The 19,631-nt window shown below is 45.1% G+C and carries 18 protein-coding genes; 15 read left to right on the top strand and 3 right to left on the bottom strand.

Annotated elements, in window-relative coordinates; genetic code table 11:
- Positions 1–5: 5 nt before the first annotated feature.
- Positions 6–596 (bottom strand): HD domain-containing protein, encoded by a 591-nt coding sequence (locus C1I38_RS09335; RefSeq protein ID WP_015042643.1) that lies wholly within the window; start codon positions 594–596, stop codon positions 6–8.
- Between the two features lie 202 nt (positions 597–798).
- Here C1I38_RS09335 and C1I38_RS09330 point away from each other — a divergent pair, with 202 nt between their 5' ends.
- From C1I38_RS09330 to C1I38_RS09300, 7 genes are all read left to right on the top strand, one after another.
- Positions 799–1,542, top strand: a complete 744-nt coding sequence (locus tag C1I38_RS09330; protein WP_119775153.1) for a DnaD domain protein — start codon at positions 799–801, stop codon at positions 1,540–1,542.
- A gap of 198 nt (positions 1,543–1,740) precedes the next feature.
- The gene (locus C1I38_RS09325; RefSeq protein WP_020492557.1) at positions 1,741–2,679 is read left to right on the top strand and encodes an ATP-binding protein; all 939 of its coding nucleotides are present in this window, start codon (positions 1,741–1,743) and stop codon (positions 2,677–2,679) included.
- Between the two features lie 157 nt (positions 2,680–2,836).
- Positions 2,837–3,391 carry a hypothetical protein gene (locus C1I38_RS09320; RefSeq protein WP_020492556.1) on the top strand — a complete coding sequence of 185 codons (555 nt, stop codon included), beginning with the start codon at positions 2,837–2,839 and terminating at the stop codon, positions 3,389–3,391.
- Between the two features lie 217 nt (positions 3,392–3,608).
- Positions 3,609–4,175, top strand: a complete 567-nt coding sequence (locus C1I38_RS09315; protein ID WP_020492555.1) for an ANTAR domain-containing protein — start codon at positions 3,609–3,611, stop codon at positions 4,173–4,175.
- Entirely contained in the window at positions 4,175–5,176 is a 1,002-nt protein-coding gene (locus tag C1I38_RS09310; protein WP_199698245.1) for a phosphodiester glycosidase family protein, read from the top strand. The genes C1I38_RS09315 and C1I38_RS09310 overlap by 1 nt, the downstream gene beginning before the upstream one ends.
- On the top strand, positions 5,173–6,243 hold the full coding sequence (locus C1I38_RS09305) for a hypothetical protein (protein ID WP_243103670.1): 1,071 nt from the start codon (positions 5,173–5,175) through the stop codon (positions 6,241–6,243). The genes C1I38_RS09310 and C1I38_RS09305 overlap by 4 nt, the downstream gene beginning before the upstream one ends.
- A gap of 88 nt (positions 6,244–6,331) precedes the next feature.
- Complete coding sequence (locus C1I38_RS09300; RefSeq protein ID WP_119775150.1) at positions 6,332–6,736, top strand: ferritin-like domain-containing protein; 405 nt, start codon at positions 6,332–6,334, stop codon at positions 6,734–6,736.
- 12 nt (positions 6,737–6,748) lie between these two features.
- On the opposite strand, the gene C1I38_RS09295 is transcribed toward C1I38_RS09300, so the two are convergent.
- Both C1I38_RS09295 and C1I38_RS09290 read right to left on the bottom strand, forming a co-directional pair.
- Positions 6,749–7,993 carry a mechanosensitive ion channel domain-containing protein gene (locus tag C1I38_RS09295; protein ID WP_119775148.1) on the bottom strand — a complete coding sequence of 415 codons (1,245 nt, stop codon included), beginning with the start codon at positions 7,991–7,993 and terminating at the stop codon, positions 6,749–6,751.
- Positions 7,994–8,038: 45 nt separating this feature from the next.
- Positions 8,039–10,885: a UPF0182 family protein gene (locus C1I38_RS09290; protein ID WP_119775147.1), complete on the bottom strand. Its 2,847-nt coding sequence runs from the start codon at positions 10,883–10,885 to the stop codon at positions 8,039–8,041.
- A gap of 196 nt (positions 10,886–11,081) precedes the next feature.
- On the opposite strand from C1I38_RS09290, the gene trxB reads away from it, so the two are divergent.
- From trxB to larB, 8 genes are all read left to right on the top strand, one after another.
- Positions 11,082–11,996: a thioredoxin-disulfide reductase gene (gene trxB / locus C1I38_RS09285; RefSeq protein WP_119775145.1), complete on the top strand. Its 915-nt coding sequence runs from the start codon at positions 11,082–11,084 to the stop codon at positions 11,994–11,996.
- A gap of 90 nt (positions 11,997–12,086) precedes the next feature.
- Positions 12,087–12,485 (top strand): LysM domain-containing protein, encoded by a 399-nt coding sequence (locus tag C1I38_RS09280; RefSeq protein WP_026156530.1) that lies wholly within the window; start codon positions 12,087–12,089, stop codon positions 12,483–12,485.
- 163 nt (positions 12,486–12,648) lie between these two features.
- The gene (locus C1I38_RS09275; RefSeq protein WP_020492547.1) at positions 12,649–13,248 is read left to right on the top strand and encodes a rhomboid family intramembrane serine protease; all 600 of its coding nucleotides are present in this window, start codon (positions 12,649–12,651) and stop codon (positions 13,246–13,248) included.
- Positions 13,249–13,426: 178 nt separating this feature from the next.
- On the top strand, positions 13,427–15,454 hold the full coding sequence (locus C1I38_RS09270) for a penicillin-binding transpeptidase domain-containing protein (protein WP_020492545.1): 2,028 nt from the start codon (positions 13,427–13,429) through the stop codon (positions 15,452–15,454).
- Positions 15,455–15,498: 44 nt separating this feature from the next.
- Positions 15,499–16,551: a M20/M25/M40 family metallo-hydrolase gene (locus tag C1I38_RS09265; RefSeq protein WP_026156528.1), complete on the top strand. Its 1,053-nt coding sequence runs from the start codon at positions 15,499–15,501 to the stop codon at positions 16,549–16,551.
- A gap of 1 nt (position 16,552) precedes the next feature.
- Positions 16,553–17,608, top strand: a complete 1,056-nt coding sequence (locus C1I38_RS09260; RefSeq protein ID WP_020492543.1) for a M42 family peptidase — start codon at positions 16,553–16,555, stop codon at positions 17,606–17,608.
- A 173-nt stretch (positions 17,609–17,781) separates the two neighbouring features.
- Positions 17,782–18,783, top strand: coding sequence for a M28 family peptidase (locus C1I38_RS09255; RefSeq protein ID WP_020492542.1), 1,002 nt, complete (start codon positions 17,782–17,784; stop codon positions 18,781–18,783).
- A gap of 17 nt (positions 18,784–18,800) precedes the next feature.
- A complete protein-coding gene (gene larB, locus C1I38_RS09250) occupies positions 18,801–19,550 on the top strand; it encodes a nickel pincer cofactor biosynthesis protein LarB (protein WP_119775144.1) in 750 nt (249 codons plus the stop codon).
- Positions 19,551–19,631: the final 81 nt, after the last annotated feature.

Genomic DNA, 19,631 nt, shown 5'->3' with positions numbered 1-19,631 from the left:
CCGAATCAGATCCAGGCATACTCCGAGGTCTGACGCTTAATCCCTGACAGAAAACGCATGATCTCTTCGCGCCGTTTTACAGCGATTCTCCTGCCGGTCTTGGAGTACACTTTTTTAGGCAGTGCTTCAGCAAAGGTCTGCGCCCGCATTAAAGCCTCATCGGGACTCGGGATCAGCTCGTCCTGTCCGACAAGGCTCAGTAGTTTCATTAATCCGATGTTTCCGAGATTATCAAGGATATTGGCGTCCCTTAAATAAATAGCCTCGTCACTGTTGCCCGGCTCGGAATAATACATGTGGCATTCAATGGCGTCCAGAATTTTTGCCAGTTTTTCCTGCTCAAAGTGATAGCTCTTCAACAGGTTCATCGCGACGCCTTTTGATCTGAGGGTATGATCGACGTTGGGAAGCGCGTACATCGGGTACTTTCCCGTATCGTGAAGCATGGCAGAAATATAAAGTACTTCATCATTCAGGTTGAGATGCTGAGATAATTCTTTGGATAAATGATAGACCCGCTGACAGTGTTTCCAGCCAAGAGCCGGATGCGCACCGGATTGGTTGATAATTTGAAATAGTTCTTTGGAGATATCCATATCCTGCACCACCTTTCTGTTAAGTATTACGGCAAAAAAATGCAAAAGTCCTTCCAATACATGGAAAAATTGTCGTCATAAAAATTGTTTTTCCTCCTAAAATCTTTAGGATTTTAGGACAGTAATAGTGTAATATATAGAATAGTAGCAATAATGCCAATAATTTTTTTCTAACATCAATGAATGGTATGAGGTGGTAGCATTGTCAAAAAACAAGGTATACGGGGGCTTTTGTCAAGCTCTTTTATTTTCCGGTTCCGTTTCGATTCCCAATCTTATACTTGATCATTATACGGAACTTGGAATAGGTCACAAGGAAATGATGCTGATGATTCATATGATGACTGAGACAAGTACGAACAGTGATCGTATTGAGGAACAGATCACCAAAAAAATGGGACTCTCGGTTGAAGAATACAAAATCATGATCCAGAATCTCCAGACCAGAGGACTGCTTTCTGTCAATAGCCGCAAAGCGAAAAACGGCACGAACCGTGAATATGATTTCAGCGGGCTGATCGATCAGTTATTGGAATTATGGGGAATCAATGAGTTTAAGCAGATGTCCTCAGGCACTGAACGTAATGGCAAAACGAACACAGAGAATATGCCGGACCTTTCTCAGGCTAAACTGACTTCGCTGTTTGAACAGGAATTAGGGAGGCCGTTAACCGGTCTGGAGTGTGAACATATTGAAAAATGGCTGATGGCCTCGTATTCCGAAGAACTGATTATTGAGGCTTTACGAAGAGGCGTTGGCGCCGGGATTCGGAGTTTCCGCTATCTCGATTCTATTTTAAGAGAGTGGGAGAAGAAGGGGATCAAAACGCGTCTGGAAGTCGAGGCTGAGGATCAGAATTTCCAGTCCAGACAAAACAGGAAAAATGTCAAGCCGTTGAAAGGTTTGCCAAAAACGAAAAGCAAATATGATAATATTTATCTTTAGTAGCGCGTTCTGAGAATGATTATACAAATTTGTTAGGGCAAGTCTGCGTGCCACAATACCGCTTTCGGCCGTTGTGTCTTCCTGACACAAAAGGCCGCGCTACGCCATCCAGGCTTCGCTCGTCGCGGTACTGTGGCACGCAGACTGATAACAAGCATGTGAAACATAGGAGATAGGGAGATAGGTAGATAGACATCATTGAAGGGTAACGAAATTGTTGTCAGAGGGGGATTTCATCTGGAAAGAACAGATCGTATCATTGAGAGAGTGCTGCCGAATCAGGGAAACACGAACATGGAAGACAGGACTGGAATTCAGACTACAGCGAATTTGAATAAAACAAATCAGAATGAATCGGAGATAAAGATCCAGTCGACTGTTCAGTCTGAAACAAATATTGAAGCCGGCTCTGTATGCCCGCTCTGCGGAGACAGGGGAATCGTTCTGAACGGAGATACGGCGGCGCCCTGTTCGTGTATGGAGAAAAAGAGGATCGAAAACAGCTTTAAATATGCGCGTCTGTCCAGGGAACTGATGAACTGCCGTTTTGAAAAGTTCAGTCTTGCATACTATAAGAACACGCAGCAGGATCAGGAAGATTACCTGAATGCCCAAAAAGCACTGAAGGCCGCCAGGGAGTTTGTCAAAAACGTCCGGGAAAATCCCAATGAGGTCGGGCTGCTCTTCACAGGCTCCGTTGGAAGCGGCAAAACGTTTCTGGCAGCTTCCATTGCGAATGAGCTTCTGGAAAGTAATTTCAAGCTACTTTTTTTGATTGTCCCGGACCTTTTGGATGAACTGCGCGCTACATTCAGCAATAAAAGTGAAAATACGGAATATGACTTGCTGGATATAGCCAGAACCGTACCGATTTTAATTCTTGATGACTTGGGTGCGCATAATTATACCGAATGGTCCCGTAATCGGATCTACTCGATCTTGAATTACCGTATGAACGAGCAGCTGCCGACTGTCATTACGACCAATCTTGACTTTGATGAGATCGATCATTATCTGGGAGAACGGACCTGTTCCCGGCTTCTTCAGATGTGCAGGATTTTCCGTTTGTCTGCACCACAGGATATCCGGATGCAAAATTATTTAAAACGGGAAGGATTAAAAAAGGATAAAAAATAAGAGTTCAGCCGGAAAAATGCTAAGATATTTTCCTATGTTGTCAGCTTACGGCAAATTGCCTCAAACCATAAGGATTTTTCGGGGATAAACCTATGCATGTCCATGAAAAGCATGCATAGGTTTTCTATTAGAAATGGTTTTATGGAGGTGCAGATACATGGCTAAATTCTTTATTATTAAGAGAAATTATTTGTTTGTCGGAGGACTGGTCATATTGGTTGCTCTTATTGGCCTTATGGGCGGCCTGATTGGCAACACGGAGATAGTTTCCACTCCGGAACAAACAGAACCTGAGATTAAAATTGTAAGTATTGATTTTGATCCTCAAATTGTCATCCGGGACATCACTTATGGGGAGGAAATGTTTAAGGGAGTTCAGATCCTGCCGGCAAGTCATTTTAAAGTCTCTGCGATCATTCAAAACATGACCGAAAATACGATGACCAATGTGCCGGTTGTCCTAACCATTCAGGCTCTGGATGATAAAAACAAACAAATCAGTAAGGAAGGAATTATACCAACACTGGAACCCGGAGCAACAGCTAAAATTGCCTTTGAAAATATTGATGCATTAGGTAATGCAGCCGGTAAGAGTGCGACGGCAGGCCAGCATGAGATGGTACTGGCGATTAAAGCCAATCTCGAAGGCGGAGCGTCTCAAAATACGGAAGCCAGGGTGGTTTTCAATGTCGATTCGTCGATAAAGTCCTGACTTTATCAAATCATGTAACAGTAAGTAGTAAAACATATTGCAAGTAAAAATCAAGTGTAAGTAAAAATCATTGCTTAAAACCTGATAAATATAGTATCATTAAGTGTCTGGTACCTTTTAATAAAAAATTCTTGGTACGAAAGCACTTATTTTTTTTGTCTTGCCAAATAGTATAATAGAACTGCTGATCGATTTCTTGATGGAGTAAAAGGACTAAATGAAAAGAGCTATACTGATTAGCCAGGAAAAACAAATCAATGAATTGAATGCCGTCCTGCCTTTGGCCAATTATCAGGCGATCGCGAGGACTGACAGTGGTATAGAGGCTCTGCGCATGGCGCAGCGGGTTGAGCCTGACCTGATCATCTGCGGAGGGGATATTCATGGGATTTCGCCGCTTGATCTAGTTCAGAATCTCGTTCATGCCAATATTTGTCCGGTTATATTCGTGCTTGATCAAAAGGATTATGTGAACCTGGATTTTGCGCTGAAAACCAACGTCCACCATATCATGACGGCTCCGCTCAGAGCGATAGATGTTGTCTCCGGGATTGCCCAAGCGGAACATCGGTTTAATAGGGAAATAGAACAGCGTAAAGAAATGAATAAATTGAATGATGAGCTTAAAACAAGAAAACTGGTGTATCAGGCGATTTTAATCCTGATTACAGCCGGGATGGATGAAGAAACGGCCTATACATCGATTCGAACAGAAGCGATGACCTCAAGAAAAACAATTCGGGCAATAGCTGCCGAAGTCGTAAAAGGAACGTGGAGACCTTGATGACGAAAAAACAATTTCTGATACGATTCATCGTTGGGAATGTTCTGTTGTTCATCCTCTTAGGGCCTTTCATTGTCTTTTACGGTCCTTTTCATTCATTGACGTATGTTACGGTCGGAACGATTCTGACGTCCCGCCATCCCCAGGTAGCGGATTTTTTTTTATCGGAACAAAAAATTGCTGAAATCACTCAGAAATACGGAAATACATCAGTTACCGTAGAGCCTGTCATTCAGCATATTGACCATAAGATTACTGATGAGGAAAACGGCATCAGGATAGAAAATATTGAAGGTAAATACTTTAAAGGAATTGTCATGCTTGTGCGTGACCCTCTTCAGATCGAAATTGCTGTTACGAAAGAGCTTGGCGTAGCCGGTCAGCGCTTATCGGAACTGGTCATTGCAGAAGGTGCAATAGCCGGTATTAATGCCGGTGGTTTTTATGATCCGAATTCGCAGGGAAATGGCGCTTATCCGGATGGGATCACTGTCAGGGACGGGCAGCTCATTCATGAAAACCTGGACGCGGCTAAAAGTACGAATCTGATCGGTTTTAACAAGGAAGGAAAACTGATGCTCAGGACAGTCTCTGCAAGGGAACTCTCCGCCGGGCTTATTAGGGACCTTGGGATCCAGCATGCGGTCAGCTTTGAGCCAAACCTTATCCTGAATGGAGAACCACAGATTAAAGGCGACGGAGGTTGGGGATTCGCTCCCAGGACGGGAATTGGGCAAAAAGCTGATGGTACGGTTATTTTCGTTGTGATCGACGGCAGACAGCCTGACTGGAGTATGGGGGCAACGCTGCGGGATCTAATGAATATATTTATTGAATATGGAGCCGAAAATGCAGCAAATCTTGACGGCGGTTCTTCAACAGAATTGTTCTATCAAGGTCGGATTATCAATAAACTGTGGAACATCTACGGAGAACGCTATATGCCTACGGCTTTTGTTGTGATGCCAGGAAAGAACCTTAGTGGGGTGGGGCAAAATTGAAAAGACGATGGATGATCTGGTTGTTATTGCTTTCCCTGGTATTACAACTTGCAGTTTATGCCCTGCTGAATTGGCAAGCAGAACAGCTGTTAAACCCTTCTTTGCATATCAATCAGGCTTATGTTCTGAAAACGGATCTCAGTCAGGCTGATGGTTTTGTGTTGTCTTACAATAAAAAGTTATTGGCCTATCGATCGGGACGTTATCTTGAAGTTATTGATTTGACGACGAATAAGAAGATCTTCTCAAAGTGCCCGGAAAAGGACGCAGCAAAGATTGTCGGCTTCGCTTGGCTTCCGGACCGGAACAGTATGGTTTATCTGATCAGGGAGCAGAACAAGAACGCCATAACAAGCTTGTATTCAGTGGATTTCAGCACTGGCTCTTCTGAATTGAACAGCTTTGAACCGATGATGGACAGAGAATTAAGCCTTGCGGTCAATCAGGTGCTGCAAATTGAAATGTCGACCTATACGAATAATCTATTGATCTTGTTTCAGGATGACAATCAAACCCGTCAGCTGATTACAATGGATATCATGAAGACCTTGAACAGAGTGAATCAGCAGGGAGAGGAAATCCTATACATCGCGGTTTCCAATAAATTCGGCAGCATCTATGTAGAGAGCAGAATGGAGACGAACAAAGCGATTGATATTTATCAGGCCGGCAGTAAGAATCGTATTTCTGTTGATCCTGAAGATATACTACTTGGCTGCCGTGACGACAAAATCTATATTGGCAAAATCAGCGGGAACATCCTTCGCGAGGTGACCGTTTATCAAGAACAGACATCCGGCCCGGCGATGACGGGAACTGTGATCTGGCAAGGGGAGATTCCGTATACAGAGATAGAAACAAAGATCAGTAGTACGAATCAGATCATGATCAAAAGCAAGGGACGCCTGGACGTCATTTCAGCGAACGGCAAACATCAATCGCTAAAATTACCGGATGGTTCTGCTACAAGATCCAATGCAGTTATCGTCTTGGCCCCAATGGGTGATTTGTACCTGGAACTTTTGCCGGGAAACGAAAAGTCTGTTTATTACTGGAGGAAGGTATGAGAACCATGTTAATTTTAAATAGCCAGGCACAATCCGTGAATTAATAAGATAGAATAAACCAACAATTAATGTTGGGGAGGTATCTTATATGGTTCCGGGTACAAGCTCATTAACTCAGGACTTAGTTAGGGCAATCAACGGAGAGTATAGTGCGATCGCCTGTTATGCAAAGCTGGCTGAAAAAGCGCCGAATCACGAAGAAAAAAAGCGGATCATGGAGATCCGCCAGGATGAAGTGCGCCATTATCACATATTCTCGCAGATATTTACTGAAATCACAGGGGTAAACCCAAACCCTCAGATTACGGAGAAATGTCCTGCCACTTACAGGGAAGGTTTGAAGTCCTCTTTTAAGGATGAGCAGGAGACGGTTGATTTTTATTTGGATGTGGCTGAAAAGACTCGAGACTTATTTATTAAGGAACAATTCAAAAGAGCAGCCTCCGACGAGCAAAACCATGCCGTATGGTTCTTATGGTTATTGAACAAATAAATTGCAGAAAGATCACAGCCCCATATGCCGCAGATCGTATCCGGTGGGGCTTTGATAAACCCGCAGCTCAAATTCCGGGACAATAGCCAGGATATGGTCAAAAATATCGGCCTGGACAGCTTCATAGCTTTCCCAGGAAGTATCCTTGGTATACGCATAAATTTCAATCGGAATACCATGTTCGGTCAATGGCAGCTGGCGCGCTATCCTGGCCATTTCAGGGTGTATTTCAGGATGGTTTTTAAGGTAGGCCTGCAGATAAGCACGGAATGTTCCAATATTCGTCAGCCTTCTGGCATTTACGGATTGAGCAGAATCCATAATAGGATCCAGGTCATAGTCCAGGTTATGTTTGGCAAGTTCTTCTCTTTTTTTATCAATATAATCGGAAATATTGCGGAACTTGCTGAACTTTTCCAACATTTCTTCGCTGCAGAAACGGATACTCGAACTGTCAATAAAAATGGACCTCTTAATTCTTCTGCCGCCGGATTCCTGCATACCTCGCCAGTTCTTAAAGGAATCGGAGATCAGGACATACGTCGGAACCGTCGTAATCGTATTATCAAAGTTTCTGACTTTAACGGTGTGCAGGGAAATGTCCGTAACGTCGCCGTCAGCACCGTACTTGGGCATTTCTATCCAGTCGCCGATCCTGAGCATATCATTGGAAGACAGCTGGATCCCGGCCACCAGACCCAGAAGAGAATCCTTGAAGATCAACAGGATGATTGCCGTTACTGCTCCAATTCCGCTTAATAGAAGGAGAGGGGAACGGTCAATCATCGTAGCAATCATCCAGATACCGCCGATGATCCAGATGACTATTTTCAGGGCCTGGATGATGCTACGGATTGGTTTAAACCTGGAAGCTTCAAAAGTATGATAAATATCGTCAATCGCGTCAAGCAAAGCAAGCATGACCAATGTGCCGACCACAATAATGTAAATAATGGCTATTTTTTGGATGGCAACGGAATATTCCGGGAACAGTCCGGCTGCGGCGTAGATCACAATTGCCGGGATCATATGCGCCAGGCGTCTGAAGACTTTTCGATCAAGAAGCTTGTCATCCCAGCTTATTTTGTTTCGATGGATGTAGAAAGCAAGGATTCGCAAGAGCACTTGCTTTGTGACGATAAAAGCCAAAATACTGATCAGCAGAATTATAACCACCGTTACGGCATTCGCGATCAGGATTGCAGCTGTTTTTTCAATTCCTTTGAAAATTAGCCATTGGTTCAGATTGAATATCATGCACACTACCTTTCAAAGTGGATGTACCGAATGATTGGTCGGTGTTCACGGTGCCTTAACTGTATCTTTAGTAGAGCTGGCGGAGGCATTGTCATCCGTCGAAAGCTCCTGACTGGTATCCAACCCGCTGTCCACAGTAAGGCCATTGGTATTAATGGTTGTGAGCTGATTTTCCAGGGCATCGAGCATTTCCCTAATCTGCTTAATCTGATCCAGTACACTTTGCATCTCTGTTTCCGTGGCACCTGTTGCATTTGTCTGATCAGGATTTTCTGCATTATCAACAGGTGTATCCTGCAGTGTATCCAAAGACGGGATATAACGGCCAAAGATTTCTTTCAGTCCTTCTTCGAGCGTTTCGGTCATCGCGATCTTATCTTCATAGACGATAACTACACGTTTCAACTCAGGAATACTGCCGCTGGTTGTGGATTGCAGATAAATCGGTTTTACAAACAGGAAATTACCGCCAATCGGCAATACCAGGAGATTTCCTTTGAGAACGCTCGATCCTTTTTGGTTCCATAACGCAAACTCTTGGGAAATTTCGGGATCCTGATCGATTCTGGATTCAACCTGGAACGGACCGTCGATTTCCATATTTTTGGGCATTTTATATAAGACGAGTTTGCCGTAATTCTCGCCGTCCATCCTGGCGGCGAGCCAAGCGACAAGATTATTCCGGCTGTTCGTAGAACTTGAGGCCGGGGTAAAGGGCTGCATCAGCACAAATTCTTCATTTGTTTCCCCATATAGTTTCATGATTACGTAATAGGGCTCCACATTTTGTTCTGATGAACCGTAAATTTCCTTGGCAACGTTCCAGGCATCTTCTTTATTATAAAATACAGTGGTGTTGGTCATATGAAACGTGTTCAGCATGTCACACTGGATTTTGAACATTGTTTCCGGATAGCGCAGGTGCGATTTTATGGAATAGGGCATTTCCGAAATGCTTTTAAATACACCCGGGAAAATCCTTTGATAAGTCTGAAGAATAGGATCTTCTTTGTCGACCGCGTAGAAATCAACGGTCCCGTCGTAAGCATCGACAACGACTTTAACGGAATTGCGGATATAATTAAAATCCTGGGTGGAGTATTTGCTGGAGTAAGGAATGCTGTTCGTTGTCGTATAGGCGTCAATGATCCATTTGATCTTGCCGTTGTCAATCACAGCATAAGGATCATCGTCATAGGTCAGAAACGGCGCCAATTTCTTGGCCCGCTCCAGAACATTCCGGTACAGAAGAAGCTTGCTTTCCGAAGTTACTTCTCCGGCTAGATAAAAACGCGGGGTCATCTGATGAAGAGACAGCATCAGTTTATTAAAGGCAGTAAACGGGATACCTGTCTTGCCGGCATAGCTGTTCTTCGCAAAGTCATTGCCTAGGGGATAATCAAATTCTTTGGAATTGGTGTTGACGACGACCCAGTCATTCGTCAGTTCGCCAAAGTAGATTCGCGGTTCGGTAATCTTCAATTCTGCATAGTCTGTTTGCGGCGGCACATTGCTTACGGCAAAAGCAGGAAGCCCTTTGGTGGTGACAGTATTAGCGAACGAAGCAGTTAAGCCGAAACCATGCGTGTATTTAAACCGGGTGTTAACAAAGGTTAAGGCTTTCGGATCAAGGTCCTGAAGCGAAATTTCCCTCGCCGAGAGCATAACCTGGCGATACGTATCACCAATCTTATAGCGGTCAACATCAATATCATTAAATTTGTAGTATTGGCGTATCCCTTGTTTTTGCGTGTAGATCTGCTGCATGGGGCGGGGATCATTCAGGCGGATATTATTCAGCGTTCCGACTTCGTTTTTTAAGTCTTGTGCAGTAACCGTCTCAACCCCGGTGTAATCCTGTTCCTTGATTTTATCCAGACCGTAGGCGTAGCGGGTCATTTGGATTTCGCTGGCAATATACGGTGCTTCTTTTTGCAGCTCGTTCGGAACGACAACCAGGGACTGGAGCATGGTAGGAAAGATACCGGAAGTGAAAAACGAAAAGACAATCAAAAACGAGACCGGCACGGTCAACAAACGGGAATCTTTTCGGAAAAAAGCGATAAAGGAGAACACGAAACAGACCAGGCTCACAACGACTAGGATTTTAAAGACCGGAAGCGAAGCGTAAATGTCGCTGTATCCGGCGCCGACGACGTGGCCTCTATGCGAGTAAACGATTTCATAGGCGCTGATATAGTAGCCAAAGCCTTTCAGCGCAAAAAGAATGGTTAAAAGAACTCCGAGGTGTCTTCTGGCCGTAGGACTGATCACAACAGCATCTTTCTTCCAAAACCGGATGGAATGGAAGCGGACGACCCCGGTCATAATATAAAAAAGCGCAGTAAACAGGGTTAAAATAAGGATTGGGGAGAAAAATGCGTTATAAATGGTCTCAAAGAAAGGAAGTTTAAACACAAAGAAACCAAGATCTTGATTAAACAGCGGATCGGAATAATGAAAGGAAGAGGCATTCACAAAGGACAGAAAATCAAGCCAGCCGGTAAAACCGACGATGAAACTCACAACAATACTGACCACGGCAGATAAGACAAGCAGGGAAATGGTAACCCTGCGCGGACTGACAGCAGGCGGAAGATTGACTTCTTCGACCAGTCTGATCCTTTTGCGGAATCTTTCGTTGTAAAACGTAGTAAACGCATGTCTACCCGACATCAGTGTTGCGAAAATCACTAAAAACAACATCGTTCCGTTGATGGCCTGAATAAGTACTTTGCTGAAGAACGGCGTCCAGAAAAGACTTGCGTACCCTAAGTCGGTAAACCACAGCCAGTCTTCGTAGAATCCGCTCAAGGCTGAAAGAACAGCAAGAATAATGATGAGTAAAACAAGAATCTTGAGAACAGGTTTAAAAATAGATTTCCCGCGCATATTTCCCTCCATGAATTAAATTGTTCAAATCACTGAAATATATGTAAACTTCTGGGTATTTATTTTTTATTGTTGGCAATATATTCATAGTTTATCATAAAATTCATCTTATTGGCTTCCTGAAAATAAATTTCTGAGCTATACTTTTTATAAAGTAGAAATGAGCCTGAGAATAAAACAAAGGATTGGTGTAGTAATGTATGATCTGATTATTGTCGGAGGAGGCCCTGCAGGGCTTACGGCGGCCATTTATGCGGCAAGGGGCGGATTAAAAACAGTCGTTGTCGAATCTATGATGCCGGGCGGGCAGGCAGCGGCGACAGAAAAAATTGAAAATTATCCGGGATTTCCAGAAGGGATTACCGGCTTCGATTTGATGAATGCATTTTATAAACAGGCCTTGAATCAGGGCGCTGAATTCATTTTCGAACCGGTTTTGCATTTGGATCTTCAGAAAGAAGTGAAAACGGTTGTGACCGGACAGCGGACCCTGGAAGCAAAAGCGGTGATCATTGCTGCCGGATCCAAGCCGCGTTCTTTAGGTGTAGCAGGAGAAGACAGTTTTCACGGACGCGGCGTATCGTATTGCGCCACTTGCGACGGGGCGTTCTATAAGGGAAAGAAAGTCGCCGTCATCGGTGGTGGAAATGCCGCGCTTGAGGAAGGCGCCTACCTGACAAAGTTTGCTTCGGAAGTCTATATCGTTCATCGCCGGAAAGAATTCAGAGCTTCGCAGATCGCAGTCCAGAGGGCGGAAGAAAACCCGAAAGTTAAGTTTGTCCTGGACAGTGTTGTTCAGGAGATCGCTGGGAATGATAAAGTACAGAAAATCATTCTTAAAGATGTCGGTTCAGACGCTGTGGAAGAAATTGAGGTTGACGGTGTATTCATTTACATCGGCACTGAACCAAATACCAAGTTTACATCAGAATACTTCGAAGTCGATCAATATGGGTATATTATCACAGATGCTTTGCTGAAAACAAATAAGCAAGGGGTCTATGCGGCTGGAGATATCCGCAATACCCCTTTGAGGCAAGTTGCAACCGCAGTCGGGGACGGAGCGCTTGCGGCCGTTCAGGTTGAAAAGTATCTGGCGGAAATGGATTAGTACCACGGAAAAATAATCAGACAATTATTACCATGTACAGACACTTTAGCAGTGTTTCTCCATATCCTATAACAAAAAGGAGGTATGGAGATGTACTTCGGAAGAAAATCCGGCTATATGAATCAGCCGCCGGCTGTAAATATGATGAATCAGCCTGATATGACCGGTATGATGAACCAGCCAGATATGATGGGCATGATGAATCAGCCGGAAATGATGTCTCAGTATGAACAGATGGGTCCTGAAGGCATGTATGCGGAGCAGACGCAGGCAGGGTATACCTGCGATCCATGCGGTTGTACACCTTATTATGAGCACATGGAGGTTCATAAGCCGCTGCCGGAAGTTTATGTCGTTCAAAAAGGGGACACCGTTTACAAAATTGCGCAGAGGTATGGACTGGATTGGCGTGAACTTGCTGGGTATAACCATCTAGGCAATCCCGATCTTATCTATCCCGGTGAAAGACTATTTATTCCTCCCAGATAGTAAGTGAATCAATACTTCCAACGTCAGGTGCGGAGGACAAAACCGGCAGCCGGATACACAGTCATGGTTCTTGAGGTGCACACATTCCGGCTGCTGTCTCTCTCAGTTTATCAGAAAGACGCTAAGTACATTCTGATTTATTTTTTATGAATTGGTGGATGAAATGAATACTACATATAAGGAAGAATTGAAAGTTTTTTATGTAACCTATTTGCTTGTCTTGATCAATGCAGTTGTTTTTCTTGTCATGGAGCTAGCCGGGGGGACGCAAAACCCATACGTCCTGATTTTTTTTGGGGCCAAAATGAATACATTGATTGATGCAGGGCAATACTGGCGTCTCTTGACCAGTATGTTCATACATATCGGTTTTACCCACCTATTGTTTAACGTGTACGCACTGATTGCTCTGGGAAAATTAGCCGAGAGATTGTTTGGCCATGGCCGCTTTTTGCTGATTTACCTGTTCAGCGGTCTGGCCGGGTCACTCATCAGTTATCTCTGGGGGCCCGAATTGTCGGCAGGTGCCTCTGGAGCGATATTCGGTCTGCTAGGGGCAATCATTATTTATGGCTGCAGAAAGCCAGCGTTTTGGAGGACGGGTCTGATTACCAATCTTGCAATCGTTCTCGGCATTAACTTAGTCTTTGGTGTTGTTTTTTCAGGCATTGATAATTTTGCTCATTTAGGTGGACTTTTCGGCGGCGCTGTCAGTAGTGCGCTTCTGCTTTTTTTGCAGCGCCAAAGACAAAATTTACATTGAATGCTTTCGTTTAATTGGGAGAGAATAAAATCAAGCTCACAGATCTTAGCAAGGTGGTTTTTATTCAATTGCCATCGATAGTTAAGATTATGTGGGCTTTTGATGTTTTGGATCTTATCATCTTGAAAACATATGGTAAAATAGAAGCAGAGTATCATGACAGGAAAGGAACAGCAGCGTGAAAAAAACGAAGCAGTATTTTTACCGAGAGTGGCTTGTCTATGGCCTGCTCATCGGGTTGAGCGTCTTAATATTAGGCAGACTGTTTTACCTTCAGGTTATCAATTCCGCAGCGTTAAAGGCCAGAGGTGCAGCTTTCCAGGCGACAAGCCAGACCATGCTTTATGAGCGGGGAACCATTACGGATGCACAGGGCAATGTGCTGGCGAAAAGTGTGCCGGTGAAGGATGTCTATGCCGATCCGCGAATGCTGGATGAATCCATCGCTAAGGATAAAACGCTGACAAGCGAGCAAATATTACAAAAAAAAGAGAAAATCGCTCAAAATATTGCGGCCATTTTGGGGGAAGATAAAAATGATATTCTTACCCTGCTGCGAAAAGACTTGGCATGGGTCAGCCTGAAACGGCAGGTAGATATCAGTACTGTGGAAAAACTTAAAAAACTTAACATAAAAGGGATCGGCTTTACGGATAATTATAAAAGAACCTATCCGGCCGGGGAGATGGGAGCAGCGATACTTGGTATCGTCAATATGGCCGGAGAGGGGGTTGAGGGCCTGGAGTATTCCTACAACGCCGAACTTAAAGGGGAAGCAAATTTAGAGAATCCGGAAGAAACAGATCAAAATAATGAGATTCAGAATAATGTACACTCAGGTGACAATTTAACCCTGACCCTCGATTCCACTATTCAGCATCTCATTGAACACGAACTGGATGATATTGTCGCAGAAACCAAGCCACAAAGAGCGGTCATCCTGGCCATGGACCCCAAGACCGGCAAAATACTTGGTATGGGCTCCAGACCGTCTTACGATCCGAATAACTATGCCTCCACCAAACCGGACCAAAGAAAGAATCTAGCCATCAGCATGATCTATGAACCTGGATCTACATTTAAAATTATTACCGGAGCGGCGGCGCTTGAGGAAAACACTATTAATACAACCCAGCTCTTTAGTGATCCAGGTTATCTGGTTGTCGGCGGCCGCCGGATCACAAACTGGGATTCGGATAGAAAGGCGCATGGCAATATTACCTTTGTGGATGGTATGAAACTGTCTTCCAACGTCGTCCTGGCCCAAGTCGGTCAAAAGCTCGGCAAAGACCTATTCTATACATACTTGAAGTCTTTTGGCTTCGGCAGTTTGACAGATGTTGACATTTCCGGTGAAGAAAGGGGCCTTTTAATTGACAAGAGCAAGATCAAAAGCATTGAACTGGCGACGATGTCGTTCGGTCAGGCTAACCTTGTCACCCCAGTTCAGCTTTTAACGGCGATTTGTGCGGTGGCCAACGGGGGCCACCTGATGCAGCCGTATATTGTGGAAAATATCAAGAATAAAGACGGAGAGATCATCAGTAAAACCCAGCCGAAGGTTGTCCGGCAGGTTATTTCCGAGACAACCAGCAAGACCGTGAGCGATATTCTCGTAAGTGTCGTCGACAGCGGTACCGGAAGCCGGGCCAAAATCCCCGGTATTAAAGTTGCAGGCAAAACCGGAACGGCCCAGAAAATTGACCCTAAAACCGGAATGTATTCAGATACGGATTATATCGTCTCTTTTGTAGGCTATGCGCCGGCTAACGATCCAAAGATTGCTGTACTGGTCGTTATTGATACGCCGCATGCTCCGGTCATCCAGGGGGGAACACTCGGTGGACCGCGCGTTAAAAATATAATTGAAGGCACTTTGCAATATTATGGTGTGCCGGTTTCTGCTGAGACCCCGAGTGATCTTACCAAGGTTGACCCTGACGCTCTGGCGGAGCAAGCAGCCGCTAAAAACGGTAATACGGCAGTAGAAAAGAACAATACCCCTGCCAGACAGGCCGGGGAAGGCGAAGTCCTTGTACCTGATCTAAAAGGACTCACCATCAGACAAGCTGGCGAATTACTCGGAAAAATGGATTTGCGCTATGAATTCAGCGGTAGCGGCCTCGCCTATAAGCAGTCACCGGAAGCCGGCAAAATTGTCAATCGGGGAGATACGATCGAAGTTCTGTTTGGGACAGATGAGTAGCTTAGATTGAGGGATAACTGGGTACTAAGGAAAGGAAGATGTACGTGTTAAGGAATTCCTTCGAGCTCGCACGGGAACTAACCTGTTCGTTGACAGAAATGACAGGTGTTTCTGGATATGAACAGGGCTTAAAGACCACACTTCAGGATATTTTTGCGCCATGGTATATGGACACTTTCTCAGATTTTATCGGCAATTTTTATGCGGTTAAAAAAGGCGAACACGGCGGAAAGCATTCCGTAATGCTCGCTGCGCATATCGACGAGATTGGGTTGATGATCACCCATATTGATGTAAGAGGATTTTTACATTTTGCCACGCTCGGCGGAATTGACCAGAGGACCTTGCTTTACCAAGAAGTCCTCGTACACGGAAAGGAAGACCTCTGCGGTGTGGTTTGCCTTGGATCTTCCCACAAGGACAGTAAAAAGCAACAGACCCTCGATATAGAAGACCTGGTAATCGATATCGGTTTTAATTATGCAACGGCGGTATCAATGGTTAAACCGGGAGATATCGCTAGCATCAAAAGGTACCCACTGCATCTGCTCAACGACAGAATATCAGGTAAAGCGCTTGACGACAGAGCTGGAGTCGCGGTACTGGCGGTATGTCTGAACGAACTGATGGGTATGAAACATCAGCATGATGTGATAGCTGTTGCTACGGTTCAGGAAGAAGTGGGTTTAAGAGGCGGGCTTACCAGCTCGGAGAGACTTCTTCCGTCACTGGCAGTTGCTGTTGATGTGACGCATGCCCAAACACTGGATACCAAAAGTCAGGTTACTGTCGAACTGGCGAAAGGACCGGTGATTAGTCTCGGCCCGAATATTCATCCCTGGGTCTACGCCAGGCTATCTGACAGTGCACAGCAGAACAGGATTGCCTGTCAGCAGCAGGCGGTTCCCGGGGCGACGGGCACCGATGCCAGAGTAATTCAGCTAGCCGGTTACGGCATACCGACCGGATTGGTGTCCATACCCCTCCGGTATATGCATACATCCGTCGAGACGGCCTCGCTGAAGGATATTGTTGAATGTGGCAAGCTGCTGGCGTATTTTATTGCGTCGTTGCCGGAAGAATTGGAGGACCTTTAACATGCTGTTAAAAGAATTATCTGAACTTAACGGCGTATCCGGTGATGAAAAGATCGTAAGAGATTTTATCCTGGAGCATCTTAAATACAGACTTCAGGGAAAGTTAAATTCCTGCAGAATAGATCAAATCGGAAATCTACTGATCGAGAAAAAAGGGATTGAAAAAGGTTCCGATGTAAAAATGCCAAAAATCCTGGTCTGCGCCCACATGGATGAAATCGGCCTGATGGTGACGGAAATCACTGCCGAGGGCTATCTGAAGTTTCAGACCGTCGGAGGCATTGAACCGGGGATTTTGATTGCAAAGACCGTCATCTTCAACAGCGGTCTGAAGGGCGTCATTGGTTTAAAAGCTGTTCATTTACAGAAAACAGAGGAACGAAAAAAAATTCCGGATATTGACGATCTCTACATCGATATCGGGGCATCCTCGAAGGCAGAAGCAGAAAACGTTGTGAAGCTGGGCGATTACGTCACATTCCCTACGATATTCGAAGAGATTGGTTCAGGACTGTACAAAGGCAAGGCCCTTGATGACAGGGTGGGCTGTGCCATAATCATGGAGCTCTTAGAACAGGACTATCCCTGTGATCTGACAGCCGTATTTACAGTACAGGAGGAGGTTGGCCTGCGCGGATCGAAAGTGGTAAGCAATTATCTTCAGGCTGATCTGGCCCTGGTTGTTGAGGCGACACGCGCTGCAGATTTTACTGAATCCGAACGGGAAAACTGGATCGTCACGCTAGGAAACGGTCCGGCCTGTTCGTTGATAGATTCTGCGACAATCTATCAACCTGGACTCGTCAAAAAAGTGATCACTGCAGCTGAAAAAAATAGTATTCCGCTCCAGTTCAGACAAGGGGCTGCCGCGGCCAATGATGCAGGAAACATCCATCAGGCAGGCATTGGCATACCCACGATTACACTTAGTGTACCGTGCCGGAATATCCATACGATGAGCTCCATTATTTCAAAGAATGACTATCAGCACTGCGTGCAGCTTCTTCAATGCATTTTAAATGACATTCACTATTTCTTGAATCTTAATATTTCTTAACATAGTCTGAGGTCCACAGTTCCGCGAAAAGCGAAGCCGGATGCGGAGCGCGGCTCTTTGTGCCAAGGATGGCACAAGAGCCGAAAAGCGGTATTGTGGACCTCAGACTTACCCGAGAAAATACGTCTAAAATACGTCTAACGGAATCCCTGATAAGAAGTAGGAGGCTCTTTATGACAGATACGAATTTAGATTCTTACGATTTCACCTTGCTTCAGCAGCTTACCCAAACTTTTGGTCCCTCAGGCCAAGAACACAACGTTGCTGCGCTGATCTTAGATCAAACAAAAAATGATGCCGATACCGGCTATACGGATGCGCTGGGTAATCTGATTGTCAGAAAAAAAGGACACGGGAAGAAGATTATGATTGCCTGCCATATGGATGAAGTCGGCATCATGGTGACCCATATCAATAAGCAGGGCTATCTGTACTTTGCACCGATTGGCGGCTTAAGGGACCATGTTCTGCTCGCTCAACGCTTTGTTTTTGCAAACGGCGCAGTAGGTGTCGTCAGTCGTGAAGAGAAAAAGAAGTCATATGAAAATTCACCGGAACGGCTGTTTCTTGATATTGGAGTAACCAGCGAGCAAGAGGCCAGAACGATGGTTCAGGAAGGCGATATGGCCGTATTTTCCGGAACTTATCAGGAGACCAAAGACTGTGTGATCTCCAAAGCGCTAGATAACCGAGCAGGCTGTTTTATTGCCTTGGAAGTACTGAAAAGAGTCAGCAGCCGGGATGACTTGTACTTTGTGTTTACTGCCCAGGAAGAAGTCGGTGCACGCGGAGCAAAAACAGCTGCCTACGCACTGGAACCCGATCTCGCTTTGAATATCGATACTACGTTTAGTTTTGATATGCCCAGGGAATACGAGGTTCCACGGACTTCTCTGAATAAAGGTATTGCAATTAAAGTGATGGACAGATCGATCGTCGTATCTCCCCAAATTAAAAACTGGATGGCTGAAATCGCCGAACAGCATGAGATACCCTATCAATGGGAAATCATTACGAACGGAGGTACCGATTCCGGTCCGGTCCACCTGACTAAAGGCGGAATTCCTACCGGCGGACTGGCTATTCCAGTCCGGCATCTACATACGCCAGGGGAAATTGCGTCCAAAAACGATATTAGATCCGCCATATCGCTGTTGCTTGCCTTACTTGAATAAGAGAGAGTAGGAATAAAATGAAAGATAAAATCAAACAAATCCTGAATCAGGTTCAGGACAGTCAGATTTCAATTGATGAAGGTTTGCAGCAGCTAGAGCAGATGTACAGTTGTGACATGGGCTATGCGCGTTTGGATACGTATCGAGCGTATCGTAAAGGTTTTCCGGAAGCAATCTTTTGTCCGGGTAAAACGACGGATCAGATTGTTCAGATTGCCAAGAAACTGCATGAGGTTTCCGATCAGAATGTACTCGCGACAAGAGCCAGCAGGGAAGTTTATAAGGCCGTCTGCCTGGAAATCCCATCGGCTGAGTTCAATGAAACCTCCCGTACGATTGTGATTAGAAAAGGGGTTCAAAGGTCTGTTGGTAATATCTTAGTTGTAAGTGCAGGTACTTCAGATCTGCCGGTTGCCGAAGAGGCAGCTGTAACAGCGGAAGCCATGGGCAATAAGGTCGAACGAATGTATGATACAGGTGTAGCGGGTCTTCACCGACTATTGTCCCAGTCGGAGCGGCTACAGCAGGCAAAGGTGCTGATTGTTGCCGCCGGAATGGACGGTGTGCTGCCAAGTGTTGTAGGTGGACTGGCAGCCAGTCCGGTCATCGCGCTCCCAACAAGTGTTGGTTATGGCGCAAATTTCGGCGGACTTGCCGCTTTGCTTACCATGCTGAACAGCTGCTCAGAAGGAATTGGCGTTGTCAATATTGACAATGGCTTTGGGGCTGGTTATCTGGCCTCGCTTATTAATCACACGGGAATATAACAAGGCCTTATATTAGAAAATTTGTTAAAATAATTGTGATTAATCTTAGCCCTTAAAGGAGGAAAGGAGGGGGATCGTGGG

This window comes from Dehalobacter sp. 12DCB1 (assembly GCF_004343605.1).
Taxonomy (GTDB): domain Bacteria; phylum Bacillota; class Desulfitobacteriia; order Desulfitobacteriales; family Syntrophobotulaceae; genus Dehalobacter.
The sequence above is the reverse complement of the archived record's forward strand: the minus strand, read 5'-3'. Positions and strand labels throughout refer to the sequence as shown.